22 protein-coding genes are annotated in these 25,756 nt (G+C 67.3%); 1 reads left to right on the plus strand and 21 read right to left on the minus strand.

Annotation, left to right across the window (positions count from 1 at the left end):
* Positions 1-128: 128 nt before the first annotated feature.
* From H578_RS0107050 to H578_RS0107125, 16 genes are all read right to left on the minus strand, one after another.
* The gene (locus H578_RS0107050) at positions 129-1,247 is read right to left on the minus strand and encodes a Gfo/Idh/MocA family protein (RefSeq protein WP_022872991.1); all 1,119 of its coding nucleotides are present in this window, start codon (positions 1,245-1,247) and stop codon (positions 129-131) included.
* A gap of 8 nt (positions 1,248-1,255) precedes the next feature.
* A complete protein-coding gene (locus tag H578_RS0107055; protein ID WP_022872992.1) occupies positions 1,256-1,948 on the minus strand; it encodes a ThuA domain-containing protein in 693 nt (230 codons plus the stop codon).
* Positions 1,945-3,129, minus strand: a complete 1,185-nt coding sequence (locus tag H578_RS0107060; protein WP_022872993.1) for a Gfo/Idh/MocA family protein — start codon at positions 3,127-3,129, stop codon at positions 1,945-1,947. Before H578_RS0107060 ends, H578_RS0107055 begins: the two co-directional genes overlap by 4 nt.
* A gap of 16 nt (positions 3,130-3,145) precedes the next feature.
* Positions 3,146-4,306 (minus strand): galactokinase, encoded by a 1,161-nt coding sequence (gene galK / locus H578_RS0107065; protein WP_022872994.1) that lies wholly within the window; start codon positions 4,304-4,306, stop codon positions 3,146-3,148.
* Positions 4,307-5,356: a galactose-1-phosphate uridylyltransferase gene (galT, locus tag H578_RS0107070; RefSeq protein WP_022872995.1), complete on the minus strand. Its 1,050-nt coding sequence runs from the start codon at positions 5,354-5,356 to the stop codon at positions 4,307-4,309.
* 88 nt (positions 5,357-5,444) lie between these two features.
* The gene (locus H578_RS13955; protein WP_022872996.1) at positions 5,445-6,434 is read right to left on the minus strand and encodes an SMP-30/gluconolactonase/LRE family protein; all 990 of its coding nucleotides are present in this window, start codon (positions 6,432-6,434) and stop codon (positions 5,445-5,447) included.
* Positions 6,431-7,387, minus strand: a complete 957-nt coding sequence (locus H578_RS0107080; RefSeq protein WP_245554942.1) for a sugar kinase — start codon at positions 7,385-7,387, stop codon at positions 6,431-6,433. The genes H578_RS13955 and H578_RS0107080 overlap by 4 nt, the downstream gene beginning before the upstream one ends.
* Positions 7,384-8,013: a bifunctional 4-hydroxy-2-oxoglutarate aldolase/2-dehydro-3-deoxy-phosphogluconate aldolase gene (locus tag H578_RS0107085; protein ID WP_022872998.1), complete on the minus strand. Its 630-nt coding sequence runs from the start codon at positions 8,011-8,013 to the stop codon at positions 7,384-7,386. Before H578_RS0107085 ends, H578_RS0107080 begins: the two co-directional genes overlap by 4 nt.
* A 10-nt stretch (positions 8,014-8,023) precedes the next feature.
* Positions 8,024-9,172 (minus strand): galactonate dehydratase, encoded by a 1,149-nt coding sequence (dgoD, locus tag H578_RS0107090; protein WP_022872999.1) that lies wholly within the window; start codon positions 9,170-9,172, stop codon positions 8,024-8,026.
* Positions 9,169-9,885: a FadR/GntR family transcriptional regulator gene (locus H578_RS0107095; protein WP_028464033.1), complete on the minus strand. Its 717-nt coding sequence runs from the start codon at positions 9,883-9,885 to the stop codon at positions 9,169-9,171. Before H578_RS0107095 ends, dgoD begins: the two co-directional genes overlap by 4 nt.
* 37 nt (positions 9,886-9,922) lie before the next feature.
* The gene (locus H578_RS0107100) at positions 9,923-10,648 is read right to left on the minus strand and encodes an SDR family NAD(P)-dependent oxidoreductase (RefSeq protein WP_022873001.1); all 726 of its coding nucleotides are present in this window, start codon (positions 10,646-10,648) and stop codon (positions 9,923-9,925) included.
* A gap of 49 nt (positions 10,649-10,697) precedes the next feature.
* Positions 10,698-12,722 (minus strand): alpha-galactosidase, encoded by a 2,025-nt coding sequence (locus H578_RS15245; RefSeq protein ID WP_022873002.1) that lies wholly within the window; start codon positions 12,720-12,722, stop codon positions 10,698-10,700.
* Positions 12,719-13,609 carry a carbohydrate ABC transporter permease gene (locus tag H578_RS0107110; RefSeq protein ID WP_084710049.1) on the minus strand — a complete coding sequence of 297 codons (891 nt, stop codon included), beginning with the start codon at positions 13,607-13,609 and terminating at the stop codon, positions 12,719-12,721. Before H578_RS0107110 ends, H578_RS15245 begins: the two co-directional genes overlap by 4 nt.
* Before the next feature lie 15 nt (positions 13,610-13,624).
* Positions 13,625-14,587, minus strand: coding sequence for a carbohydrate ABC transporter permease (locus tag H578_RS0107115; protein WP_022873004.1), 963 nt, complete (start codon positions 14,585-14,587; stop codon positions 13,625-13,627).
* A complete protein-coding gene (locus H578_RS0107120; protein WP_028464035.1) occupies positions 14,587-15,885 on the minus strand; it encodes an ABC transporter substrate-binding protein in 1,299 nt (432 codons plus the stop codon). The genes H578_RS0107115 and H578_RS0107120 overlap by 1 nt, the downstream gene beginning before the upstream one ends.
* Positions 15,886-16,067: 182 nt before the next feature.
* Complete coding sequence (locus H578_RS0107125) at positions 16,068-18,917, minus strand: glycoside hydrolase family 2 protein (RefSeq protein WP_022873006.1); 2,850 nt, start codon at positions 18,915-18,917, stop codon at positions 16,068-16,070.
* A 193-nt stretch (positions 18,918-19,110) separates the two neighbouring features.
* On the opposite strand from H578_RS0107125, the gene H578_RS13965 reads away from it, so the two are divergent.
* Positions 19,111-20,040: an AraC family transcriptional regulator gene (locus H578_RS13965; RefSeq protein ID WP_022873007.1), complete on the plus strand. Its 930-nt coding sequence runs from the start codon at positions 19,111-19,113 to the stop codon at positions 20,038-20,040.
* 6 nt (positions 20,041-20,046) lie between these two features.
* Here the strand turns inward: H578_RS13965 and H578_RS0107135 are convergent, their stop codons facing one another.
* The 5 genes from H578_RS0107135 to H578_RS0107155 all read right to left on the minus strand — a co-directional run bounded on the left by H578_RS0107135 (position 20,047) and on the right by H578_RS0107155 (position 25,658).
* Complete coding sequence (locus H578_RS0107135) at positions 20,047-20,838, minus strand: carbohydrate ABC transporter permease (RefSeq protein ID WP_245554946.1); 792 nt, start codon at positions 20,836-20,838, stop codon at positions 20,047-20,049.
* Between the two features lie 104 nt (positions 20,839-20,942).
* Positions 20,943-21,818 (minus strand): carbohydrate ABC transporter permease, encoded by an 876-nt coding sequence (locus H578_RS13970; RefSeq protein ID WP_022873009.1) that lies wholly within the window; start codon positions 21,816-21,818, stop codon positions 20,943-20,945.
* The gene (locus H578_RS0107145; RefSeq protein ID WP_169558508.1) at positions 21,815-23,125 is read right to left on the minus strand and encodes an ABC transporter substrate-binding protein; all 1,311 of its coding nucleotides are present in this window, start codon (positions 23,123-23,125) and stop codon (positions 21,815-21,817) included. The genes H578_RS13970 and H578_RS0107145 overlap by 4 nt, the downstream gene beginning before the upstream one ends.
* Before the next feature lie 172 nt (positions 23,126-23,297).
* A complete protein-coding gene (locus H578_RS0107150) occupies positions 23,298-24,317 on the minus strand; it encodes a LacI family DNA-binding transcriptional regulator (RefSeq protein WP_033420396.1) in 1,020 nt (339 codons plus the stop codon).
* Between the two features lie 54 nt (positions 24,318-24,371).
* Positions 24,372-25,658, minus strand: a complete 1,287-nt coding sequence (locus H578_RS0107155; RefSeq protein ID WP_022873012.1) for an ABC transporter substrate-binding protein — start codon at positions 25,656-25,658, stop codon at positions 24,372-24,374.
* Positions 25,659-25,756: the final 98 nt, after the last annotated feature.

Consider the following 25,756-nt stretch of genomic DNA (forward strand, 5'->3'; position numbering starts at 1 on the left):
CCTCAGGGGTGGTGATACGGATTAAATCGATTTACAACCGTATGTCCCGCATCAGACATGTGTCAAAACTCACCGGTAACGCCTGCTCGCCAGCCTCCACGGAGCGCCGCCGGAGAAGCGGAGATCCTCTACCGGGGGTCGAGTGCGACCGCAGCCGCGCGCTGGACAGAGGTGGTGAGGGTGACTGCCTGAGAAGTCTCTGCCGCTAAGAGCACGCTCTCCATGACCTCAAGCACGTGCAGGCCCAGCTCGCCCCGAGCCCGTCCGGCCTGCGGGGCACCAGTGAAAGCCCCGGACCAGTACAGATCGGCCAGTCCATACCCACGGGCGGCCTGGCGGTACCCAGCAGCAACGGGGAGCTGTTGCCACTGGTGGCCTGTGGTGATAGCTGAGACCGTGCCGCCGAAGGTATTGGGGTCCGGAACGGCCAGAGACCCTTCGGTGCCGTGGATCTCGATCGGGGCCGCCTGCGTGGCGGTGCCGTCAAAGCTGGTCACCAGCGTGGAGATCGCCCCACTGGTGTGGATCAGGATGCCGGTGACGTGGCTGGCGGTACGCACGGGGATCTGTTCCCCGGCCCGGGGCCCGGAGCCAATGATTCGCTCCTTCCGGAGTGCGGAGGTTGCTCCCATCACGTGGCTCACCGGCCCCAGCAGCGTCATCAGGGCGGTGATGTAGTACGGACCCATGTCCAGCAACGGTCCCCCGCCGGGCTGGTAGTAGAAGTCCGGGTGGGGGTGCCACCGTTCGTGTCCGGGGGTGACCATGGTCGCGGTGGCGCTGACTGGGGTGCCGATGACGCCGTCGTCGAGCGCGTGGCGGGCGGTCTGCACCCCGGTACCGAGGAACGTATCGGGGGCGCAGCCGACCACCAATCCGGCCTCCTGAGCGGCGGTGAGCATCTGATGCCCCTCAGCGGTGTTGGCGGCCAGGGGTTTCTCCCCGTAGACGTGTTTCCCCGCGGCCACCGCCGCCAGGGTGATCTCCGCGTGGGCGGCGGGGATGGTGAGGTTGAGGACGACGTCGACGTCCTCGGCTTCCACTAACTGCTCCACGGTGAGGGCGCGGGCACCGTGGGGTTCGGCCGCCGCGCGCGCCCGCTGCAGGTCAAGATCAGCCACTGCGGTCAGCCGCAGGTCCTGCAGTCGGGCGATCGTGGCGAGGTACTGAGCACTGATGACCCCGGCGCCGACGATGCCGATGCGCAGCCCCGCTGATGTGCTGACCGCGGACCCTGCCGTGTTCACCCTGGGAGTCACCGGCTGGCCCAGAGCATGCCGCGTTCTATGAGGGTCCGCACACTGGGGTGCTCGAGGTTCTCCACCCGGTGGCCGGGGGTGGCCACGAAGATCCGGCCTTTGCCCCACTGCCGGGTCCACACCGCGGGGCTGACGTGTTCACGGTGCCAGGGGTCGAATTCTCGGGCCGGCAGGGTGGTGGTGGCCAGCACGTCGATGAGCTGGTCGTGGAGCACCCAGTACTGCTCGGTGACCAGCTCGAAACTGTCGATACCGCGGGTGATGGGGTGCTCGGCAGCTGCCGGGAGCATGTCGATGCGGTGGGGGATGTAGTTGTCTGACTGTTCCCCGATACGCTCCTCGGGGTGTTTTCCGGGGTGGTGGGCGAACTGAGCGCCCATCAGGTGGAGGTAGTCATCGCTGGCCCGGAAGGAGTCGATGATGCCACCGTGCCAGCCGGCCAGCCCCGTGCCGGCCTCCACGGCGGTGCGCAGCCCGGCGATCTGTTCCTTCTCGATGGTCGATTGGGTTAAACACTGCACGATGAGGTCAGTGGCAGCCATCGTCTGCTCATCGGCGTAGATCTCCGGGGAGTCGTGGATGGTGTACTCGTAGCCGCTGGCGGTGAGGAAGGGGCGGAAGAAGTCGGTGGTCTCCACCGGTTGGTGGCCCTCCCAGCCGCCGCGGACGATGAGCGCTCGTTTGGTCATACCTGGTGCCTTTCCACGGGGGTGTATCGGCTGTTCTCACCGGCGGAGGTCTCCACGGCGTGAAGGACCCGCTGGACATCGAGCGCCTCGGCGAAGTCCGGCTGAGCCGGGTGCCGGCTGTGCAGGGAGGCGACGACGTCGGCGACTTGGTGGACGAAGAGATCCCCGTAGCCCAAGCCGTGTCCCACCGGCCACCAGTGGTCGGTGTAGGGGTGGACGGCGTCGGTCACCTGGATGGTGCGGAAACCTTGGGCGGCCTGCTCCTCTCGGCCGTCGAAGTACTGCAGCTCGTTCATCCGCTCGAAGTCGAAGGCCACCGACCCGTGGGATCCGTTGATCTCCAGGCGGTTGGCGTTGCGCCGACCCAGGGCGAAGCGGGTGGCTTCGAACACTCCGACTGCCCCGCCGCTGAACCGGGCGGTGAAGGCGGCGGCATCGTCGACGGTCACGGCTCCGCGGGCGGCTTCTGCGCTGCCGGTTCCCCCGAGCCCTTGGGTGTCTCCGGTGAGCGGGCGGGTGGGCACAAACGTGTGGAGCATCGCCGAGACCCCCTCGATCCGCTGCCCGGCGACCCACTGGGCGGCGTCGATAGAGTGAGCGCCGATATCGCCTAAGGCTCCACTTCCAGCGGTGTCCTTATCCAGCCGCCAGGTCAGCGGTGCATCCGCATCGGCTAACCAGTCCTGCAGGTATTGGGCACGGACGTGTCGGATCTGACCGAGTCGACCTTCGGCGACGAACTGCTGGGCCAGGGCCAGTGCGGGGGCGCGGCGGTAGCTGAATCCGCAGAAGCTGTGGACTCCGCGGTGGGCTGCTCGCTCTGCGGCGGCGGTCATCTGTTCGGCCTCGGCGACGGTATTGGCGAGAGGTTTTTCACACAGGACGTGCTTACCGGCTTCGAGCGCGGCCACCGCGATCTCCGCGTGAGTGTTGCCGGGGGTGCAGATGTCGACGACGTCGATATCCTCCCGGTTCACCGCCTGAGAGAAGTCGGTACTGGTCTCAGCGATGTTCAGCCGAGTCGCGGCTGCGGCGGTGCGTTCGGGGTCACGACCCACCAGCAACGTCACCTCAGGCGTGTACGGCAGGTCAAAGAACCGGGAGGCGGTGCGCCAGGCATGGGTGTGGGCGGCTCCCATGAAGGCGTGGCCGATCACCGCTACCCGCAGCGGTTGAGTCATAGCGGCTCCGATCGTCTCACTCGATGCGCCGGGCACCGGCCGAGGGCACCGCGACGAACGGACCCGGCTCGGTGTAGCCGGCTTGGGCGTAGGCATCCTGCACCGCTGCGGCGAGCCGGTCAGTGTCTCCGGTCCGCACGAGGGCGATCACACAGCCACCGAACCCGCCACCGGTGATTCGGGCGCCGTAGGCTCCGGCCTCCACCAGGGTCTCCTGGGCGAGGTCGACCTCCGGGACGGTCACCTCGTAGTCGTCCCGCAGCGAAGCGTGGGAGGCGCTCATCAGTTCCCCGGCGGTGACCAGGTCACCGGCGGCCAGTGCCTGCCCGGTTTCCAGCACCCGTTGGTTTTCGGTGACCTGGTGGCGGACTCGCTTGCGCAGCACCTCGTCCTCAAGACGGGTGAGGACATCGCTGAGGGTCGGGGCACCGGGGTCGTTGAGTTCGCGCAGCTGGCCGATGCCCAGCAGCTCGGCGGCCTGCTGGCACTGTTGGTGGCGTGCGGCGTACTCCCCATCAACCAGCCGGTGCGGGGCCTTGGTGTCGACCACCAGGATCTGCGCACCTTCGGCGTTGAACGGCACGATATCGGCCTCAAGGCTACGGTTGTCGAACTGCACCACGTGTCCTTCGCGGCCCAGCATGGCGATCATTTGGTCCATCAACCCGCAGGGCATGCCGACAAAGTCGTTCTCTGCTCGCTGAGCGATCTGCGCCAAGGTGAGGGGGGCGACGTCGTGCCCGTTGAGCTCAGCGACTGCCAGCCCGGTGGAGCACTCAAGGGCCGCCGAAGAGGAGAGCCCCGCCCCCTGAGGCACCGCGGTCTCGATGACCAGGTCCGCCCCGGAGACTTCATACCCGGTCTGTTTCAGGGACCAGAACATGCCCAGCACATAGGCCGGCCAGCCCTGGACGGACTGCGGGTGCAAGGCTGCGACCTCGGCCTGGTGAGTCTCTCCGTTGTTCGCCGAGTGGACCCGGATCACCCCGTCGTCGCGGCGGGCGGCCACCGCGTAGGTGGCGTGCGGTAGGGCGAAGGGCATGACGAACCCACCCTGGTAGTCGGTATGTTCTCCGATGAGGTTGACCCGGCCGGGGGCGGCCCACACGCCGTGGGGGTCACGTCCGTAGAGTTCGGTGAAGGTCTGCTTCAGCGCGGTGATGTCGACAGTGGGCATTCAGGCGCTCACCTCGGCGTCGTCGGCGGTGATGGTGGTCTGGCGCAGCCGGGCGGCCATGTGCTCCGGGGGGATGTCATTGATGAAGACGCCCATCCCGGATTCGGAGCCGGCCAGGTATTTCAGTTTGTTGTCCGCCCGGCGGATGGAGAACAGTTGCAGGTGCAGGCGGAAGTCCCCTGTTGCGGAGGCCGGCGCCTGCTGCCAGCCGGAGATGTACGGCAGCGGGGTGGCGAAGAGCTTGTCCCCCCGGCGCAGCACGTCCAGGTAGAGGGTGGCGAAAGCGTCGCGTTCGGCCTCGGTGAGCTCCGGCAGGGTGCGAACGTCACGGTGCGGGTAGATGTGGATCTCCACCGGCCAGCGCGCCCATGAGGGCACAAACGCGGTCCAGTGCTCATTGCTGGCCACGATCCGTTCCCCTGCGGCCTGCTCGGCGGCCAGGGTGGTGGCGAAGAGGTCCTCACCTGTGGCCTCCCGGTGTGCCGCCGCCGAGGCGAGGATCTTTTCCGTGCGTGGGGTGATAAAGGGGTAGCCGTAGATCTGGCCGTGGGGGTGGTGCAGGGTCACCCCGATCTCCTCGCCGCGGTTTTCAAAGCAGTAGACCTGTTCCACCCCATAGTTGCCCAGCAGCGCTTCAGTCCGATCTGCCCAGGCGTCGACCACTGTGCGTAGCCGCCGGGTGTTCAGCTGCGCCAGGGAGGTGGTGTGCTCGGGGGTGAAACAGACGACTTCACATCGGCCGTGGCCCCCGGAGAAGGAGGGGAAACGATTTTCAAAGACGACGACGTCGTAGCTCGCCTGGGGCACCTCGGTGGGTCGGTCCTCTGTGGATGGGCAGAGCGGGCAACTGTCCGCTGCGGGTTTATGGGTGCGGTTCTGCCGGGCCGCAGCCACGGCGACGTACTCGGCGAGGAACGGGTCCCAGCGCAGTTCAGAACCTCCACCGGCGTATTCGATATCCCGAGGGTCGACGACGGTGCGCTGCCTGGGTTCGTCGTCGTAGAAGAAGATCTCCCGGCCATCGGCCAGATTCGCCGTCGTCTTGTTCATGTCTCCCTCAGCTGGTGGTGGCGGTACGAGGCAGGTCCGGTCCTTCAGCGGTGCACAGACCCCGCATAAGCATGCCAGCTTCGGTGGCTCAGGTCACGTCTATTGCGCCCAACCCGTAGACCGGGGTGCTGATGCCGGCCACGGTGACCGGTGCGGTGAGCACCCGACCGTCGTGCGCAGCGGAGGTCTCCAGACCGATGGCGGCGGTAGTCACCAGCGCCCGGTACGGGGGTTCGGCGGTGAGCGCCACACTGGTGGGTTGCCGCGCCGGGACAGGAATCCGCTCCAGCAGGTCACCGGTGGGGCTGTACCGGTGCAGGCAGGCGGCACCCCAGACTGCGGACCAGAGGCAGCCTTGAGCATCGACAGTCATTCCATCGGGGCCGCCCTCTTCCACTTGAACGAAAGGCCGTGGTGCGCTGAGGCTGCCAGTGGCGGGGTCGACATCGTAGGTTGTGATCTGGCCAGTGGGAGTATCCGCTAAGTACATGGTGCGCCCGTCGGGACTGAAAGCCGGCCCGTTGGGGATCGACATGTCCTCCAGGACGATCTCGACGCCGCCGTCGGGGTCCAGACGGGCCAGGAAGCCCTGCCCCTCGTCGCCCTCGTAGGCCATGGCTCCGACCCAGAAGCGGCCGTGCGGATCGGCGACGGCGTCGTTGACGCGCAGCTCGGGCTGGGCCTGACGCTCCGCCGGGGAGGCCAGCACCTCGGACTCCTGCAGGACGCCGTCCTCGGCGCGCAGCAGCGAGAGCCCCTTCCCGAGGGCGGCGACCCAGGTGCTCTCCTCCCAGCTCCCGGCTCTGCCCGACCGCAGGGCGACAGCACCCAGCGGACGGTCCAGCTCTGCGCGCAGGGTCAGCTGGGCGTCCGGCTCGCCCAATGTGCTGAAGAGCCGGCCCCGCAGCAGGTCCACGCAGACGAAGCCGCCGGGGCCCTCGGAGGCCGGACCGAGGTACCGAGCGCCCTCACCGAGCTGCCAGCGGCGCTGGTCCACTGGCTCCCAGCTGCCGGCGACCACAGAGCCCTCGGCCTGGTTCTGACCCGGGCGCTTCTGATCCGTCACGTTCTCGCTCATCGGATGCTCTCTCCTTCGTCGACGTCGAGCAGGGCAAGCTCCTCCCGTGTCGGCAGGCCCTCCCAGTCTCCCGCGCTGGCCACCGCGAAGGCCCCGAGCGTCGCCCCGCGCGCCAGGCGCTGGTCCACCTCACATCCGTCCAGCACCCCGGAGAGATAGCCCGCACTGAAGGCGTCCCCGGCACCGATGGTGTCCACCACCTGCACCCGCCGCGCCGGCACGGAGACCTCGCCCTCACGGGTCAGCGCAGAGGCTCCTGCCGCGCCGCGCTTGGTCACCACCTCGCCCACCCCGGCCTCCAGGAGCTCCTCCGGCTCGGCGGCCACCAGCTCCAGCTCGTCCTCGGAGGCGATGACGACGTCGGCCCGGCGGGCGAGATCCCGCAGCATGGGCCGGGCCTGATCCCGGCTCCAGAGCCTGCCGCGGAAGTTCACGTCCACGCTGACCAGCGCACCCTGTCCGCGTGCACCGGCCACCAGGTCGCTCAGCGCCTCCCGGGCCGCACCAGAGAGTGCGGCAGTGATGCCGGTGACGTGCACGATCCTGGGCCTCAGGGCAAGCGCAGGCTCGATGTCCCCGGCGTTCCACCGGGATCCGGCCGAGCCGGCCCGGTGATACTCCACGCGGGTGAGGTCCGCCAGACGCCGCTCAAAGAGCAGCAGCCCCGTCCCGGCCTCCGGGTCCCGGGCCACGGTGCTGGTGTCCACGCCCTCCGCACGCAGGGTGCGCAGGATCAGCTCGGCGGACTCATCGGGCCCCAGCCGGCCGGACCAGGCCGCACGATGGCCCAGCCGCGCCAGGCCGATCGCCAGGTTGCTCTCCGCCCCGGCCACGGTGATCTGGGCCGGACCGCCCAGCCGCAGAGGCCCTGCGCAGCGCACCGCCGTCATGGTCTCGCCCACGGTGAGCACGTCGATGCCGTCGGATCCTTCGGCCACAGATGCGCCGCTCACCGCGCCACAGCCCGCAGGAACTCTGCGGCACGGGCCTGCAGACCTTCGAGGCTGCCGCCGTCGGGCGCGTCGCCGCAGAGCGGGCTGGCCACCCCGACGGCGAGCGCGCCGTGCGCGAGATAGCCCGGCACGTCCTCCGCCCCGACTCCGCCGACCGGGATCAGCGGGACCTCCGGGAACGGCCCGCGCAGGTCCTTCAGATAGCCGGGACCGAACCGCCCTGCGGGGAAGATCTTGACCGCATCCGCTCCCTGCTCCACTGCGCTGAGCACCTCGGTGGGGGTCAGTGCCCCGGCCAGCACCGGCACCTGGGCAGAGACCGCATACGGCACCGAGGGCGCCAGGGCCGGGGTCACGATATAGCCGGCCCCGTGCTCCAGAGCGGCGTCGACCTCGGCCGCGGTGAGCACCGTGCCGGCACCGATCTCGACCTCACGGCCCGCCTGCCGGGTGACCTCTCGGAGGACCTGGAGTGCCCCGGCGCTGGTCAGCGAGATCTCGAAGAACCGAACGCCCGCCTCGGCGAGCGCCAGCGCCGAGGCGATGCTGGCCTCCGGGTCGCTGCCCCGGATGATGCCGAGCAGCCGGTGATCGCCCAACCGGTCGATGAAGCTCTGCTGTGTCATGGCCTTCTCCTCACCACTCCGCGAAGGAGCCGTCGGGGTGCTCCCAGACCGGGTTGCGCCAGCTGCCGCCGCGGGCGTCGGCGGCCCGCACGGCCTCCTCATCGACCTCCACCCCCAGGCCGGGGGCGTCCCACCGCTGGATCCAGCCGTCGGGGAACTGCAGCGGGGCGGTGTCGAGCACGTAGTCCAGGGGCTGGGCCGCGCCGTCGTTGTAATGGATGCCGATGGACTGCTCCTGGATCAGGAAGTTCGGCGTGGCGAAGTCCACCTGCAGGCAGGAGGCCAGTGCCAGCGGCCCCAGCGGGCAGTGCGGGGCGAACAGCGCGCCGTGCATCTCTGCCAGGGCGGCGATGCGCCGAGACTCGGAGATCCCTCCGGCATGGGAGAGGTCTGGCTGGACGACGGCGACGCCGGCCTCGAGCACCGGCTGGAAGCTGACCCGGTCGTAGAGCCGCTCCCCGGTGGCCAGCGGGATGGTGGTGGAGGCGGCCAGCGCCGGCAGCCGGGAGCCGAGCTCCGGGAGGACCGGCTCCTCCACGAAGAGCGGGGAGACCGGCTCCAGGGCGTGCAGCAGCCTGCGGGCGTCGGCCGGACCGACCCTGCCGTGGAAGTCCAGGGCGATGCCGAAGTCCTCACCGACCGCCTCCCGCACCGCCTCGGCACGCTCGACCACCTCGCGGATGCTGGGGGCTGCGGCGATGCGGTCCCACCGGCCGGTGGCGTTCATCTTCACCGCGGTCAGCCCGGCCTCGGCCTGCCGCCGCGCGGAGTCGGCGACCCCGGCCGGGTCGTCCCCACCGATCCAGCCGTACATACGGACCCTGTCCCGCACCGGGCCGCCGAGAAGCACGTGCACGGGCACGCCGAGGGACTTGCCCAGGATGTCCCAGAGCGCCTGGTCCAGCCCGGAGACCGCGCTGGAGAGGATCGGTCCGCCGCGGTAGAAGCCCGCCTTGGTCATCTTCTGCCAATGGCGCTCGATCTGCCGAGGGTCCTGGCCGATGAGCATCTCGGACAGCTCTCCGACGGCGGCGCGCACCGTCTCCGAGCGGCCCTCGATCACGGGCTCGCCCCAGCCGACGATGCCCTCATCGGTCTCCACACGGCAGAAGACCCACCGCGGCGGCACGGAGAATGTCTCGATCCTGGTGATCTTCATGCTTTCTCTCCTCGCTCGTCGCCCAGCACGCGGGTGACGTCTTCGACGCTCTGCTCCAGCAGCGACATCGCCGCATCGGCGGCCTGCATGGGCTCTCGGGCCACGATCGCCTCGACCACCCGCTGGTGGGAGGGGACCGGATCGGCGACCTTGTGATCGTGGACGAGCTGATCGCGGACCATCAGGGCAGGCTCCACGAAGACCCTCATCTGGGCGAAGAGCTCGTTGCCGGTGGCGCGCAGCAGCACCTGGTGGAACACGAGGTCGGCGCGGGCGGCTTCGTCGGCGCTGCCGCCGCGGGCGGCCTTCATCCCTTCCAGCGCCTCCTGCAGCGCGGCGACGTCCTCCTCCGTGCGGCGCTCGGCGGCCAGTGCGGCGGCCCGGGGCTCGATGGCGGTCCTGACCTCGGCGAGGTCCCGCAGCACCGCCTCGGAGTCTCCCACGGTCTGCCGCCAGCGCAGCACGTCGCTGTCCAGGGCGTTCCACTCAGAGCGGGGGCGTACGAAGGTGCCCTTCTTCTGACGGGCGTCCAGCAGCCCCTTGGCCATCAGCACCTTGATCGCCTCCCGCAGCGAGGTCAGCGAGAGGTCGAGCTCCTGGCCGATCTCCTGCAGGTCCAGGACCTCTCCGGGAGCGATGCTCCCGTTGACGATCCGGGCACCCAGCAGCTCCACGGTGCTGCCGTGCACACCTCGTCCCTTATAGCCGCTCACCACTGTCTCTTCAGCTCCTCACACACGTTCTGCTCGCTCATGCCGAGTCCTTGGTGATGCTCCAGCCGCCGTCGACGGCGACCGTGGCCCCGGTCATGTAGGAGGACTTCTCCGAGAGGAGGAAGGCGATCACCTCGGCGACCTCCTCCGGCTCCCCCAGTCTGCCCAATGCGGTCTGGGCCGCGCTGTGTTCCCTCTGGTCCTCGGTCACCCTGTCCCACTGCGCTGTGCGGATGGGGCCCGGGGTGACACAGTTGACCCGCACCTGCGAGCCGTACTGCGCGGCCAGCTGACGGGTGAGCCCGGTCTGCCCCGCCTTGGAGGCTGCATAGCCGGGGACGTCGGGCAGCCCGAAGTGGGCGTGCACCGAGGAGACGATGACGACGCCGCCCCTTCCCTCGCGCAGATCCGGCAGGCAGGCGCGTACCCCGTGGAAGGCCCCGGTGAGGTTGACGTCGAGCTGACGCTGCCATGACTCCGGGGTCATCTCATGCAGAGGCGTGACATCGGTGGCCAGCGCGTTGAGCACCAGCGCACCGACCGGGCCGAGCTCCTCACGCACCTCGCCGACCAGCCGCTGCCAGTCGGGCGCGGAGGCGACGTCGGCCGCCCATCCCCTCGCACCGGCGCCCAGGGCAGAGGCGCGCTCGGCCACCAGGGGGTCGACATCGGTCAGCGCCACCTGCCAGCCTGCGGCATGCAGGGTCTGCGCGGTGGCCAGGCCGATCCCGCGGGCGGCACCGGTCACGACTGCCGTAGGCATGGGCCATCTCCTTCCTAGGACCTGCTCCACTGTAGGCCTATTTAATGATTTATGCGCTCCGCGGCAGCAGGACGGCGTCACAGTCCCCCCACCGCCATCGGATCGGCACCGGCGGCATGCTCCGGCCGGCCTCCCCCTTCAGGGGGAGCTCCACCGGCTCGGGCCCGCCGGGCCGCCTGTAGGCCAGGACGAAGACCGCCTCCTCACCGGTGTACTGCACCGCGCAGAACTCCCCGGCGGGGTCGCCGTGGCGGTGCACGGTCCCCTCGAAGACCGTGGCGCGGGCCTGCTTGTAGAGCTCCACGAGCTCACGTGCCCTGCCCAGGGCAGCCTCGTCCCAGCCCAGCAGGTCCGCCCCGATGCCGAGCACCCCGGCCATCGCCACGGCGAACCGGAACTCCAGGCTCGCGGGATCCCGGTCGAGCACATCGGGCTCGTCGGTCACCCAGGAGCTCATCACCCAGCTGGGGAAGGCGCCCAGGAAGCCGTGCTGCACGGCAAGCCTGTCCCGCGGTCCCGTCTCGTCGCTGGGCCAGACCACATCGGTGCGGGCGAGCACCTCGTGATCGATCCTGCCTCCACCTCCGGCACATCCTTCCACGGTCACCTGAGGGAACTCCCGGCGGATCATCTCCAGGATCCGGTAGTAGGCCCGGGTGTGCCGCCAGGACCAGTCGTCCCCGCCAGGGGCCGACTGCCCGCCGTCCTCGATGGAACGGTTCATGTCCCACTTCAGATAGGTGATGTCGTACCGGGAGAGGAGGCCGCGCAGCATGTCCGTCGCCCAGTCCTCGACCTCCGGGCGGCCCAGGTCCAGCATGTACTGGTTCCGCAGGGTGCGCAGGGGCCGGCCTCGGACCTGATGGACCCACTCGGGGTGGGCGCGGTACAGGTCGCTGTCCGGGTTGACCGCCTCCGGCTCCACCCAGAGGCCGAACCGCATCCCGCGTGCCTGCACTCCGTGGATCAGCTCCTCCAGGCCTCGCGGGAACTTCTGGGAGTCCACCTCCCAGTCGCCCAGTCCGGCCCGGTCCGAGGTCCTGCCTCGGAACCACCCGTCGTCGACCACGAAGACCTCTGCGCCGATGTCGGCGGCGGCCTGGGCCAGCCGCAGCTGGTGGTCCACCTCCACGTCGAAGCCGGTGGCGTACCAGGAGTTGCAGACCACCGGACGATGCTCGGGACCGGTGCTACGGCTCAGACTGCGCTGATAGCGGTGCCACTCCTGGGCCACCGCGTCGGCGTCTCCGCGGACCTGGAGACCGGCCAGCACCGGGGTGCTCAGCGATTCCCCGGGGCCCAGGGTGAGCACGCCGGACTCGTCGTCGGGCCCTCCTGCGATGCGTATCCGGCCGGTGAACGGCGGCGCATCGGCGCTCATCCGCCAGGAGCCGCTCCACCCCAGCGCCGCCGAATGGGCGAGCTGCGGGTCCCGGCCGCCGCGCACCGTCATGACCGGGGCGTAGGTGTGCGAGGTGATGCCCTGCCGGCTGCCGATGCTCAGCGTGCCGGCGCCCAGCTGCACCTGTGCCTGTCCGTACTCCCGGGACCAGGCCCCGTGGAGCAGGTCCACCGTCGCCCCCTGGCCGCCGGGCACCTCGAAGGCCCCGCCCCAGGCGCGCAGCAGCTCCAGATCGGTCTCGCCGGTGTTGCGCAGCACCGTCCACTTCTCCACGACCTCGTGCTGGGGCCGGGTGCGGAGGTGCAGCTCGACCTGCAGACCTATGAGGGGGTCGGCCAGCGGGCAGATCAGATGACCTTCGTCGAGGACGACCTCGCCGTCGAGCTCGAGACGGGCCCCACGCAGCCCGTCGGCTCTGCGGACCACGAGCTCGGCGCTGTGCACCGAGCGCGTGCCCAGGGCGGTGGCCTCCAGGGGCAGGAGGTCCAGAGGGTCCTCGAAGGAGGTGCTGCGGCGGGGCAGCCGCGCCTCGCCGGCGGCCTGTCCCGCCTCCCCCCAATGCAGCAGCACCAGACCCCTGCGCTCGGGCGCGAGGCCCACCACATACTCCCCGGAGCGGGTGGCCAGCCGCCATGCCTCAAGGCCGTGCTGCTCGATGTCCTGGCCGCTCATTTGTCCGTCCCGACGAGCAGCCCGGAGACGAACTGCTTCTGGAAGATGAAGAACACCACGGCGGTGGGGATCGCTGCGACCAGCGCACCGGCGGCGATCACGTTCCAGGAGCTGCCGAACCCGCCCATCATGTTCAGCAGCTGGGCGGTGATCGGGAACTTGTCCTCGGTCCGCAGCACCGTCATCGCCCAGATCAGGTCGTTGAAGATCCAGGTGGTCGACAGTGCGCCCAGCGCGGCCATCGAGGGCCGGGACAGCGGCAGCACGATGGCCCAGAAGATCTTGCCCGCTCCGGCACCATCGATGCGGGCGGCCTCGAAGACCTCGTCGGGCAGGTTCCGCATGAACCCGTAGAGCACGAAGGTGTAGAAGCCGATGCCGAATCCGACCTGCACGATGGTCAGGGCGAACAGGGTGTCGTAGATCCCCAGGCTGTCGGTGATCGCCGAGACCGGCACCAGCAGGATCTGCGGGGGAAGCAGGTTCCCGGCGAGCATCGTCAGCAGGATGGTCTTGCGCAGCGGGATCTGGAAGCGGCTGAGCGCATAGGCCGCCACCGCGGAGAGCGCCAGCGAGAGGAAGACTCCCCCGGCGGTCACCACGATGCTGTTGCCCAGCGCCCTCCACAGCCCGCCGCCCTCGAACGCGGTCACGAACCCCTCGAAGGAGATCGAGGCCGGCAGCGCACCGATGCCGCGGGTGGCGATGTCGTCGAAGGAACGGATGGAGACGAACCCGACGAAGACGATGGGGCTGATCCACAGCAGCGAGATAGGGACCATCGCCACGTGCAGCCAGGGCGAGCGCGCCGGACGACGCCGCCTGCGCACCTGCCGCGCGCGGGCCGTGGGGGGCGACGACGTCGTCGTTGTCGTCGTTGATGTCATGGTGAGCTCTCCTCCTCAGTCCTCGTTGCGGGACTGGCGGACCAGGTAGGTGATGATGAAGCCGATGGCCAGGGCGAAGATCACCACGGAGATCGCCGAGGCGTAGCCCAGGTTTCCGGTGGTGAAGGCCTGCTGGAACATGTAGGTGCTCAGCAGCTGGGTCTCGTTGTACGGGCCGCCGCGGGTCATCGCCCAGACGATGTCGAAGGTGCGCAGCGAGTCGATCACGGTGACCGCGAAGACCACGGTGTGCACCCCTTTGAGCTGAGGCATCACGATCCGCCAGAACCGCGTCCACGCGTTGGCGCCGTCGACGGCGGCGGCCTCCTCCAGCGACTCGTCGCAGCTCTTCAGCCCGGCCAGGTAGAGGACCATGATGTAGCCGACCTGCCGCCAGACCGCGGCGATGAGCACCGCGTAGAGCGCCAGGTCCGGATCGGCCAGCCACTGCCGCTGCCACGACTCCAGCCCCACGAGCCCCAGGGAGGCGTTGATCGGACCGTCGGGGGCGTACATCACCCGCCAGAACAGACCGGTGACCGCCAGGGAGACCACCATCGGCAGGAAGATCGCGCTGCGGTACAGCCCGACCATGGGCCCCGGCCTGTTCAGCGCCACGGCGAGCGCCAGGCCGATCACCACCGAGAGCCCTCCGAACCCGATGATCCAGATGACGTTGTTCTCCAGGGCGGTCCGGAAGATCGGATCGGCCCAGAGGTCGACGAAGTTCTGGATCCCGACGGGCTCGGCGGGGGTGATGCCGTCCCACCGGGTCACCGAGAGGGAGAAGGAATTCAGCGCCGGCCAGAAGACCCAGAAGACCTCGAAGACCACCGGGACCAACAGGAACAGCCAGATCAGCAGCGGGACCCGGCGCAGTCGCGAGAGGATCCGGGCGCCGAACCCGGGGGCCCGCTGCGGGGCCGGCGGGGAGGCGGTCCGGGGCTCCTCGGTGCGGGAGGGTGCTTCCACCGCCATCAGTCGAACGTCCCTTCAGCGGCGCGCTGCCAGTCCTCCAGGATCTGGGTCAGCGACTCAGGCTCGGCCAGGAACCGGGTCAGCGCGTCGTCGGCCGTGGCCTGCAGCGCGTCGGATCCGTCCCTGTTGAAGAACTGGGTGATCTCCTCGGTCTCCTCCAGCAGCTCGATGCCCTTCTGCACGAGCGGGCTGAAGTCGGAGGTGTCGACGTCGGGCGAGGTCGGCAGGTTGGAGCTGTCGGCCATCTCGATGAAGGTCTCCTGGCTCTCCGGGGAGGCCATGTAGTTCAGGAAGGCCAGGGTCTCCTCGTGGTTGTCCCCCCTGGCCGCGGCGAAGTATCCGTCGGTGGGAGCCTCTTCGGCGGTGGGCACCGAGTCGTTGATGACCGGCACCGAGAAGAAGTCCAGGTCGTCGCGCTGGTCCTCGGGGAAGTACTGGGTGACGAAGGCGCCCACGAGGTACATGGCCGCCTCGTTGTTGGCCATCGGGGTGACCGCCTCCTGGTTGTCGTAGGAGGTCATGTTGGGGTCGAAGTGCGGGATGAGACGCTCGTACTCCTCCATCACGTCGACCACCTCCTGGTCTGTGAAGGAGTGCTCCCCGGCCAGCAGCTCCCGGTGGTACTCCGGGCCGTTGATCCGCAGGTTGAGATAGTCGAACCAGCCCGAGGCCATCCACGGGGTGGGGCCGATGCCGTTGGCCAGCGGGATGACCCCCTGACCGCTGAGGTTCTCGCAGAGCGCATGGAACTCGTCCCAGGTGCTCGGCGGCTCCACGCCCCACTCCTCAAAGGCGGACTTCTTGTAGAAGACCGACCACCAGTAGTACTGGGTGGGCACGAAGATCTGGTTGCCGTCGTCGTCGCTGGAGAGGCTGCGCAGCGCGTCCGAGAAGTTCGCACAGGCACCGTCGCCCTCCCAGAGCGAGGAGACGTCCAGCAGCAGCCCCTCACGGGCGTAGTTGCGGGCGACCGAGCCCGCGTACCAGGTCATCACGTCCGGCGGGTTGTTCGAGCGCAGGTAGTTGGTCAGCTGCGCCCGGAACTGCTCGGTGGCCACCGAGTTCATCGTGACGTCGCCGTCGTCGTATTCGCTGACCAGGTGCTCCAGCGCTGCGCGAGGGTTGGTGTCCTGGATGGAGTTCTGGAAGGTGATCCCTCCGCCACCGCCTCCTCCGCCGTTCTGCGATCCGCCGCCGCTGCCGCCTCCGACGCATCCGGCCAGGATTCCTGTCAGGCCGAGTGCGCCGCCGCCGAGCAGAAGGTTCCGGCGCGACATCGTTGTCTGCGAGTGATTCATGATTCCTCCTCGGGGAGAGGCCGCCATCGGCCCTCCCTGTCCCTACCCGGGGCTCCGGGGGTTCCCGGCTCGCCCACTGACAGCATCAGTGTGACCCGGGTCACCTACTGTGTCAACCTATTTTAGGATTTATTTTTGGTCAGACTTCTAGGCCCTGGTCCTCGGACCTGAAGCGTTCGGATTCAGCCCAGGACGCTGGCCAGCTGGTCGGCGTCGAGGGTGGTCTGCGGATCGAACTGCGGGCCGGCCATATAGGCCAGCAAGCTGCGGCGGAACTGCTGCGCGGCCAGCCGTCCCTGGCCGGGGGCGATGTTCAGCGAGGTCACCACCAGACGTCCGGCACCGATCCTCGCCTCGAAGAGCGCGCCGAGCCTGCGGGCCTCGAACCAGGTGTCAATGGGCTGCACGAGGGGCCGCAGGGACTGCGGAAGGCCCTCCAGGCGCATCGCCGTGGCCCCGTGGAGCAGCTCCCACCACTGCCAGTCGGTGGAGCCCCGGGTGGGGAACTCGCCGAAGAGCGGGTGCGCGGGATCGTGCAGCAGCCCCAGGGTGTGGGGCGCCTGTCCGCCGGTCCACGCGGTGTTCCAGAAGGCCGGGGTGAAGCCCAGGGCGACGTCGTTCTGCACCGCTTCGGGGGGCAGCTCCAGCAGGACCCGCCCGCCGCTCTCGGCGCGGCGCACCGCCTCGTCGAGCTCTGAGGTCACATGGACCTCCTCCGCGGAAGGCGCGGCATGTGTCCCGGCGGACTCCTCCGGGTAGACCCACAGGGGCCAGTCGTTCTCATACCGGGCGCCGTCGTCGGACTCGAGGGTGAGCACCAGGCTCAGCTGCTCCGGGTCCTCGAAGGACTCCAGCGGGACCGCCACAGGGCCCCAGCGGGTGCCGTTGCCGATGGGCACGGCGATCCCTCGGGCCACCGGCCCTTCGGCACGGGCCTCCCCCTGCGGGGTGCGCAGGCTCCAGGTGAGGTCTGCCTGCAGGGGCGTGGGGCCGAAGTGTGCGATCTGCGCCTCGAAGACCAGGGACTCACCCTGCCGGAAGATCCGCCGCGGCAGCCTGGCCAGGGGCACGGTGGGTCCGCAGAACCGGGAGAACTCCTCGGGCGTGCAGTAGCCCTTGGACTCCCAGAAGGCGTTGAGCACGCCCACCAGTGCGGTGCCCTGGCCGGGGAAGTCGGTGATCCCGAGCAGGTGGAACCCGCCGAAGCCCTCCGTGCGCAGGGCGGTCTCGATGTCCTCCTTGTAGCAGAGCGCCTGCAGCTCCCCGGAGCTTCGCAGGAAGTCCTGGGCCTGGTCGGCCATACCGGCCTGTTCGAGGAAGTCGGCGAAGATGTCGAAGTTCTTCGGGCGCATCAGCCCGGTGTACTTCGAGCGTTCCGCGAGGTCCGGGTACGCGCACCACTGGCCGATCTCGTGGCTGATGATCGGCCGAGGCCGCGAAGCCACCCACTCGCCGTAGTCGGTCAGGGTCTCGGGGGCGGCGGCATTGAGCCTGGAGTCCAGGCCCTCTCCCCACCGGTGGGCCCGCGGCTGGGGGATGTTGTCGAAGTCGTTCTGCTCCACGGCGGGCCAGCCGGCGCCGGTGGTGTACAGCCTCCGCGGATCTTCTCGGCGCCATCCCTCCACCCAGGCGCTGAGAAACTCGGCGTCCCGGCCGCCGGGCTCGTTGCCGTGGGCCATCATGAGGAAACAGGGGTGGTTGCCGTAGTCCCGCAGGATCCTGCGGGTCTCCTCGTGCAGGAACCCGTCCACCGGCCGGCCCTCGCCGACGGCGGCGCCCTGGTTGGCCCAGATGGGTCCTTCGACCTGGAGGTACATGCCGGTCTCATCGGCGGCGAGGAAGGCCGCCTCGGGCGGACACCAGGAGTGGAACCGCAGCAGGTTCAGCCCTGCGGTGCGTGCGGTCTCCATGATCTCGCGCCAAGGCCCGACGTCGGTGGGCGGATAGCCGGTCAGGGGGAAGACGCAGGACTCCAACGTCCCGCGGATGAAGGTCCGCCGGCCGTTGACGGTCACCTGAGTGCCCTCGACGCCGACCTCGCGCAGTCCGAAGACCGTGCTGCTCCAGTCGCGGTGCTCGACGCCGTGGGTCTCGGCGACGAGTTCGACGTCGAGGTCATAGAGGGCCGGGCGGAACTCGTCCCAGGTGGCGGCCTCGGGGCCGAGGGGCAGCTCGATGTCGAGATGCTCCCCGCCTGCGGTCAGGCCACGCTCCGCGAGGTCGCGCCCGTAGTCCACGGTGAAGGGAGCACACACCGGCCCGATCGTCGGAGCGCCCTCGAGGTCCCGGCGGCGGGCGGAGACCCGCACCTGGCCCTTCTGGACGCCGGGCGTCTCGGTGTTGATGTCCACCTTCACCAGGGCGGAGGACCGTGCGAGATCGGGGAAGACCCGCACCCGCGAGAGGCGCGCCGCGGGCACGGCGGTGAGGCTGAGCTCGCCGATGATGCCGTTCCAGTTGCCCTGCGTGTGGTCGGAGACGCTGTGGGCATTGGGCCCGACGTCGACGACGGCGCGGTTGTCCACGCGGATGGTGAGGCGGTGGCAGCCGGGGGCGAGCCGGCCCAGGACATGTCGGTGGGCGGTGCTCAGGCTCCGCTCCGCGCCCACGCGGTGCTCGTCGATCCAGACCGTGGACTCCCAGTGCACGCGCTCCAGGCTGAGCAGGACCTCGCGTCCGTCCCAGCTCTGGGGGACCTCGATCTCCCGCTGGAACCAGGCCGCGCCCTGGTAATAGACCTCGGGCTGCAGCCAGAAGGGGACGCTGATCTTCCCCGGTTCGCGGTAGGGGGCGTAACGCTCCTCGGTAAAGAAGGACCGGTCCACGATGCCGCCGGTCCAGGGCGTCTCGAGGGTGATCTGATCCCCGATCCCCTGATGCTGCAGCGAGCCCGGCAGGGAGACCTCGACGACGTCATCGGCCAGCGGAGCCCGGAACCACTGCTCCAGCTCTCCGACGGACTCGGGGTCAAGCCGGCAGCGCCAATGCCCGGCCAGATCAAGGCAGTATTCAGCAGAAAGCAGAGTCTTCAACGAGATAGTAGGAATCCTCTCTCAGATGTCTCCCGGATAAACCCAGGAGAAAAGCAGTATGTGATCTACAACATGGATTAGATGGTGGTCTTTTGTGACGGTAGAATATGATGAGACCGGACGGAAGGGATCATGTGATGCCTTGACATGGATATTTCGATGAATACTCCCGTCCGGCGGTTACTGTGAAGCGATGAGCACCCGCGATGACGGATTTCCCGGTGAACGGCTCCGGATTCTTCCCGAGCACGTCATCAATGCCGCTACGAGCAGGCCAATCACCAGAAACCTTCTGGTGACCGATGTTGGATGGTTCCCTCGCGCCCGGGACCACGGACGACGCCGCCCTCACGGCACCCCGACTGCGGTGGTCATGGTGTGCGCAGCGGGCCGGGGATGGTGTCAGGTCTCACAAGAACGCGTGGTGGTCCGGGCAGGCCAGGCACTGGTGATTCCCTCGCACCTTCCGCACAGCTATGGGGCGAGCCGAGATGACCCGTGGAGCATTGCGTGGATGCACGTTAGCGGAGACGACTTAGAGCACTTTGAGACCGCTTTTTCCCCGAGGGAACGCCGCGCTGTAGTCGTTGACATGCACGACCCGGTCTCGATTCAGGCGCTTATGGAAGACCTGATGAGCACGCTCGAAGTAGACGACACTACTCCCTCGCTGATGCGGGCAAGCGGTACGGCAGCACATGTGCTCGCCCAGTTGGCTGCCGACCATGAAGCTGGGCCACCGGATCGTCACGAGCCGGTACGTCTGGTCTTATCCCATCTACGCACTCATTTCCACCACCCGGTCGTGGTCTCGGAACTGGCATCCATGGCAGGAGTCTCCCGATCCCACTTCGCTGCGCTTTTCCGGCAAGCCACCGGATGCGGCGTCGTCGAGTACGTAAAACGCCTCCGCATGGCTCGCGCAAGCGAACTACTGCTGACCACGGAACTCTCCGTCAGTGCGATCAGTCGACTCGTGGGCTATCAGGATCCGCTCTACTTTTCCCGCCAGTTCCGCTCAGTCCATGGCCTCAGTCCCAGCAGTTTCCGTCGTCAGGAGAACGTCACACTACACACCGCAGACACTTTCTCCGCCTGGGTTGCACTCCAGGGCCCTGACTAAGCCTGACTAAGACTTCACAGCGCCAGCTGTCAGCCCGGAGACCATGTGCTTACGTAGCAGGAAGAAGACGATGAGGGCGGGAACAGTCGCCAAAACCGCCCCGGCCATCACCAAATCATACTGTCGACCCTCGGCGGCGAAGAGCGTCTGCAACCCCAGCGGCATCGTGTAGAACTGCGGTTCAGCCACAATGACCAGCGGCCACAACAGGTTGTTATAGCTGTTGAGGAAGCTCCACACCCCCAGAGCCCCCACGGCCGGTTTCAGCAGTGGGAACACGATCGACAGAAAGATCTTGAATTCCCCGCACCCATCAATGCGTGCCGCATCCAGTAGTTCGGAGGGCACCGACTGCTCGGTGTACTGCCGCATCATGAAGATACCGAAGGCCGGCGCCACCCAAGGAACGATGAGGGCGATGAACGGATGAGACAGCCCCATGATCGACACGAGGACGAACAGCGGCACCAAAATTACCGCGAAGGGCAAAGCCATTGAGGAGAACATCGTGTAGAAGAGGACGTTCTTCCCTTTGAAGTCGTACTTCGCGAATCCAAATCCCGCCAAGGAGCAGAAGAAGACGGTGGCAATAGTGGCGATGAGCGCCACCGAGGAACTCATGATCATCCAGCGCCAGAATGGCTGAGTCTCTAGGAGAGTGGCGTAGTTCTCCAAGGTGACCGGGTCCGGAATGAGCTGCGGCGGGAAAGAAAAGATGTCACCGCGCACTTTGAACGAGGAGGACACCGCCCACAGCATTGGCCCGACATACACCACCACCAACCCGGCCAGGACCACGTAAAGCAGGCTGCGCCCGAGCGGATTGGATCCAGGTTTGATCGCCCGCTGCCGTGACCTACCCCTGCGTTGCCGCCGTGTCTCAGGCTGCGTTGTGGATTGACTCACTGGTTGGACCTCCCCACTCCGAAGACCCGGGCCGCGGCCAGCCCCAGGACGAAAACGATGATGAACATCATGACGCCGGCAGCGGCGGCGTAGCCCAGTTCCTGCTGTTCGAAGCCCGCACGGTAAATGAACATCGCAATGGACACTGTGGACTGGCCCGGGCCACCTTCAGTCAGCAGGAAGGGTTCTTCAAAGATTTGAGCGGTGTTGAACAGCATCGTCACCGCAATGAAGGCAGTCACCGGACGCAGTTGTGGCATCGTCACCGAGAAGAAGCGCCGGAGCGGTCCTGCGCCGTCGATCTCGGCCGATTCGTAAAGCTCTCGCGGGATTCCCTGCAGTCCAGCCAGAAAGAAGATCGTTAAGAACCCGGTCCAGCGCCACAGCACAAGGATGACGACGACGACTCGCGCCCACAGCGGGTCAGTCAGCCAGTTGATGCCCGCGTACCCAAACAGCGCCTGGAGAATCGCGTTGAATAGCCCGTATTCGCCGTCGAAGATGAGGCCGAAAATCAGGGCGATGATGATCGGAGAGAGCACCACCGGCATGAAGTAGATCATTCGGAAGAAGTCCCGCAGTTTCAGGCCGCGGGCGTTGAGTGCCACCGCCATGAGTAGGGCCGCGGGGAAAACGATCAGCAGCGCACAGAGGGTGTAGAAGCCGGTATTGAACAGTGAGATCCCGAAGACCGGGTCATCCATGAGCCGCCGGTAGTTGTCCAACCCGATGAACTCCGGTGTCCCGAGCCCGGCCCACTCCGTAAGGCTCAGATAAGCCCCGGCCCCGACAGGCACGATCATGAAGACGAAGAACAGGATGAAAAACGGTGAGATGAAGACATACGGTGTCCATCTGGTCCTGGAGGTCATTCGTCCACCTGCCTGTGGTAGCTGTCCGCTGCGGCCTGTAGAGCGTCTTCAGGGGCGACGTTGCCGTGGATCGCATTCAGCAGGGGACCGGCGAATGCCTCGCGCATCTGCGGTGAATTCTCCGACTGGTAATAGGGCGGTAAATCCTCCGCTGCGGGTCCATAGACCTCGAAGATTCGTTGCCCACCGAGAAATTCCGATTCAATGCTGAGGAACTCATTGGTCTGGTAAAGGTCCACCAAGGTAGGGAGGTACCCGCCGGCGTGGTAGCGCGCGAGTTGCCCTTCGGGACTGAGGTACGTGCGGTCGAGGAAGTCAACGGCGGCGTCGGACAGGGGCTGATCGGCGACCACGCCGAAGGCTGTCCCACCGATGGTGGAGGCGATATGCCCGCCCCCAGAAAATCGAGGAATGGTCCTGGCCCGCCATAGTCCCTCTTGTTCAGGCACATTGGCCTGGAGACCGTAGGCCTCGTACCAGTTGGGCATGACGATGGCGATGAGCCGGTCGTCCCCTAATGCGGCGGCGGTGGCACCCCCGTAGGGATCGCCCATGGAGAGGAAGGCGCCACTGCGCACCCCTTCGGCCATCATCTCCAGAGCGTCCACGGCTTCCTCAGACACCACGGAGAGCTGCCCTTCGGCGTCGTAGAAGGAGCCGCCGCGCTGCAGCAGCATCTGCCCGAAGGACTGCACCACTGCGGTGCCGCTGTTCGAAACCATGCCAATGGCATAGCCACCGTCGGCAGCGACCTCTGCGCCGATTTCCAACATCTCTTCCCAGGTCTCGACATCCTCTGGGATGCCTAGCTCCTCGAAGAGGTCCTGCCGGTACCACATGACGGAGATGCAGTTGTCGGATTCGATTGCGAAGACACGTCCCTCGGATGAGTAGGCTTCTGTGCGGAGGAGGTTCTCCCCGTGCTGGTCAGCTAGCGAGGTGAGGTCGACCAGGAGATTCTCGGCGATTCCGGAGCGCAGCATACGGGCGAACTGGTCGATTTCCAGGCCCGCCATATCCGGCAGTGGTCGGCGAGCGACGGCCTGGGTAATGAGCCGGGTCACGACCCCATCTGCAGAGACGGAGGTGACATTAACGTCAAAGTCCCATGGACTGCCCCCTACGAGTTCTTCGTCTGCCGCAGCCTGAGTGAAGAATTCGGCGTATCCGGGGTCATGGGTCCACATTTCGATGGGTGCTTGCCCTGAGGTGACGGTCTGAGTCTCACCGACGAAACGACATCCGGTCAGCCCGACGACCCCCAGTCCGGCCAGCCCCATCGTCTGGAGCGCTCGACGCCGTGACATCGGCTTCATCGATAAACCCCCTAGCCTGCGCCATCCCCGCACTCGACACCAATCACGCGTAAATGTGATCTGAATCACTATGGCATATCGATAAAGCACACACAAGAGATCTCTACAGAAGTGCAACCTCAACGATGGAGCCCCGGCACTCCCCAAGCACCTCGGGGCTGGTTCATCCCCCGGTGGATTCGCGGATGGCCACCGTGAAAGGCGCTCGTTCCTCATTGCCCGTCCGGGAGGGCTTCTCCATTCGGGCCAGGAGTAATTCCACGGCTCGCCGCGCGGTCCACTCATGGTCCGGAGCCACTGTGGTCAGTGAGGGAACCAGGTATTCAGACTCCGGGACGTCGTCGAACCCGGCGACCAGCAGATCCTCGGGCACGCGCACACCGCGGTCGGCCAGGCCACGGACGACCCCCAGCGCCACTGTGTCCGTGATGGCGAAGACCGCATCGGGCAGCTGCGGCGATTCGGCAATCTGCCAACCGGCCCGGCGGCCTTCCTCCATGGTGATGAGCTGAGTCTCAAACCGCAGTGGATCCTCACCCCCGCGGGGAACCTCGAGCCCGGCGTCGGCCAGACCGGCCTCGAACCCCTCACGGCGCAGACTGAAGATGGACACCGCCTCCGTGGATGGACCTCCCACATAAGCGATGCGTCGGGCCCCGCGCTCAGCCAGATGCCTGGTCACCGCGCGGGCACCCTCCACATTGGGCAAGGCAATGTGGTCGGCGCCAGTGGGGTTATCCCGCTCCCCCAGCAGCACGATCGGGAAGGACTGCACCCCGCCGATCTTCCGCAAGTCCATATTCACCGAGGAAAGGATCAGCCCGTCATACTGCAGAGACTGGGACAACTGGATCGCATCGATCTCCCCGGCCTCCCCCGCACCGGTTTCCTCCACGGCGATGCGATACCCGGCATCCTTGGCCACTCGAGTGATGTGGGAACCGAGCGCACCGAAGTAGGGTCGGTCCAGCTCCGGAACAGCTAGTCCGATCACCCCGCTGCGCCCCGAGCGCAACTGCCGGGCCGCAGCGTTCATCCGGTAACCTGTGGCCTCGATCTGCTCTAGCACACGCCGGCGCACCGCCTCGCTGACGCCGGGGCGCCCGTTGACCACATTGGACACGGTCATTGGGGACACCCCAGCGGCGCGGGCGACATCGCTCATGGTCACTGTGCGCAGCATGTCTAAGACGCTACGTCAGGTCTGACCAGAACGGGTGGTACGACGCCGACTTCATCACTCCCCTACGGCGTCAGAAGCTTCTGCCACCACAGCTTCAGCAGCCTCCGCGGGACTCATCCGCTCGAAGTAGACCTCCTCGGAGTAGCGGCCCAGGATATCCTGCAGCGCGCTGGCCCCCATAGCGGGAACCGGCTCGGGGTCCTGGGCCTCGATGTCCGGTTCGATCTCATCCATCCACTCAGCCACGGCGAGGTCATTGCCCTCCAAATCGGCGACGACGGCGTCGCGCACCTGTTCATTGGCGGGCAGTCCACGGTCCATACCCTGAGCCCGGCCGGCCTCTTCGTTGTTGACCAGGCAGTCGATAACCGCCTGGGTCTCCTCCGGGTGGTCGGTGCCAGCGTAGCCGGACCACAGCATGGTGGACTTGTACCACAGGCCGTTGTCCTCCGAGTTGCCGGTGGCCGAAGGCCAGCGCAGCATAACCATATCGGTACCAGCCTGATCGGAGACCCCCGGCATGGTGTTGGACCACCAGCGGCCCAGAGCCTGCTCGCCGACTTCGAACATCGACTCACCCGGTGCCGCGTTGGATTCCTCCTGCATCAGCGAGGCGTTCGGATAACCGCCGTCTTCGATGAGGCCCAACTGGAACTCGAAGTACTCCTCAAGGTCGGCCTCATCAAAGCCGATGTCGCCGTCGTCGGTGGTCAAATGCTTGCCGTTCTGCCGCAGCCAGATCTGGAAGTCGGCCGGTTGCACGGGGCCACCGTCGCCGTACCAACCATCCGGCAGGGCTTCCGTCAGCTCGATGACCAGCTGACGGTACTCATCCCAGGTCCAGCTGGTGTCATCGGGTAAGTCCATACCGGCTTCCGCGAAGACCTCCGGGTTGGCCAAAAACGCCATGGAGTTCACACCTGTGGTGATGCCCATCTGGCCGTCTTCGGTCTGCCCATTGGCGATGGAGTCCTCGTCCATGGCGGAGACGTCAACGTCGGCCAGGTCCAGCAGGATGCCGCGGTCGGCGTATTCGCGCAGGTAGGTGTCGTCCATTTGGATGATGTCAGGGGTGTCACCGCCACCGGTCTGGGTCGCCAACTGGTCCCAGTAGCCTTCCCAGTCGGTGTAGTCGGGGGTGATGCTCACGCCGGCTTCCTCTTCGCAGATGCCGATCATCTCTTCGGTGACCGTGTTGCGGTAGTCGGCTCCCCACCACGCCATGCGGAGGGTCACATCGGCGTCGTCGTCACCTCCCCCGCCGTTGCCGCCACAGGCGGTGATCGCCACAGCGGCCACACAGGTGGTGGCTGCCAACTGGAGGGTTCGCGTGTTTCTCATGACAGTTCTCCTCGTTGAGTTTCTGGCCCGTAAGGTGATGCGGGCCAGCAGGGGTGCGGGGGGTGGGGTGTTCGGGGGAAACGCACGACGCCGGTGGC

It is taken from the genome of Nesterenkonia alba DSM 19423 (assembly GCF_000421745.1).
GTDB classification, from domain to species: domain Bacteria; phylum Actinomycetota; class Actinomycetes; order Actinomycetales; family Micrococcaceae; genus Nesterenkonia; species Nesterenkonia alba.

Bases quoted from the DNA above. Each gene is read 5' to 3' on its own strand.
- H578_RS0107055 (WP_022872992.1), bottom strand. From the start codon at position 1,948: ATGACCAAACGAGCGCTCATCGTCCGCGGCGGCTGGGAGGGCCACCAA.
- H578_RS0107060 (WP_022872993.1), bottom strand. From the start codon at position 3,129: ATGACTCAACCGCTGCGGGTAGCGGTGATCGGCCACGCCTTCATGGGA.
- galK (WP_022872994.1), bottom strand. From the start codon at position 4,306: ATGCCCACTGTCGACATCACCGCGCTGAAGCAGACCTTCACCGAACTC.
- galT (WP_022872995.1), bottom strand. From the start codon at position 5,356: ATGAACAAGACGACGGCGAATCTGGCCGATGGCCGGGAGATCTTCTTC.
- H578_RS13955 (WP_022872996.1), bottom strand. From the start codon at position 6,434: ATGAGCGAGAACGTGACGGATCAGAAGCGCCCGGGTCAGAACCAGGCC.
- H578_RS0107085 (WP_022872998.1), bottom strand. From the start codon at position 8,013: ATGACACAGCAGAGCTTCATCGACCGGTTGGGCGATCACCGGCTGCTC.
- dgoD (WP_022872999.1), bottom strand. From the start codon at position 9,172: ATGAAGATCACCAGGATCGAGACATTCTCCGTGCCGCCGCGGTGGGTC.
- H578_RS0107100 (WP_022873001.1), bottom strand. From the start codon at position 10,648: ATGCCTACGGCAGTCGTGACCGGTGCCGCCCGCGGGATCGGCCTGGCC.
- H578_RS15245 (WP_022873002.1), bottom strand. From the start codon at position 12,722: ATGAGCGGCCAGGACATCGAGCAGCACGGCCTTGAGGCATGGCGGCTG.
- H578_RS0107110 (WP_084710049.1), bottom strand. From the start codon at position 13,609: ATGACATCAACGACGACAACGACGACGTCGTCGCCCCCCACGGCCCGC.
- H578_RS0107115 (WP_022873004.1), bottom strand. From the start codon at position 14,587: ATGGCGGTGGAAGCACCCTCCCGCACCGAGGAGCCCCGGACCGCCTCC.
- H578_RS0107120 (WP_028464035.1), bottom strand. From the start codon at position 15,885: ATGAATCACTCGCAGACAACGATGTCGCGCCGGAACCTTCTGCTCGGC.
- H578_RS13965 (WP_022873007.1), top strand. From the start codon at position 19,111: ATGAGCACCCGCGATGACGGATTTCCCGGTGAACGGCTCCGGATTCTT.
- H578_RS13970 (WP_022873009.1), bottom strand. From the start codon at position 21,818: ATGACCTCCAGGACCAGATGGACACCGTATGTCTTCATCTCACCGTTT.
- H578_RS0107145 (WP_169558508.1), bottom strand. From the start codon at position 23,125: ATGTCACGGCGTCGAGCGCTCCAGACGATGGGGCTGGCCGGACTGGGG.
- H578_RS0107150 (WP_033420396.1), bottom strand. From the start codon at position 24,317: ATGCTGCGCACAGTGACCATGAGCGATGTCGCCCGCGCCGCTGGGGTG.
- H578_RS0107155 (WP_022873012.1), bottom strand. From the start codon at position 25,658: ATGAGAAACACGCGAACCCTCCAGTTGGCAGCCACCACCTGTGTGGCC.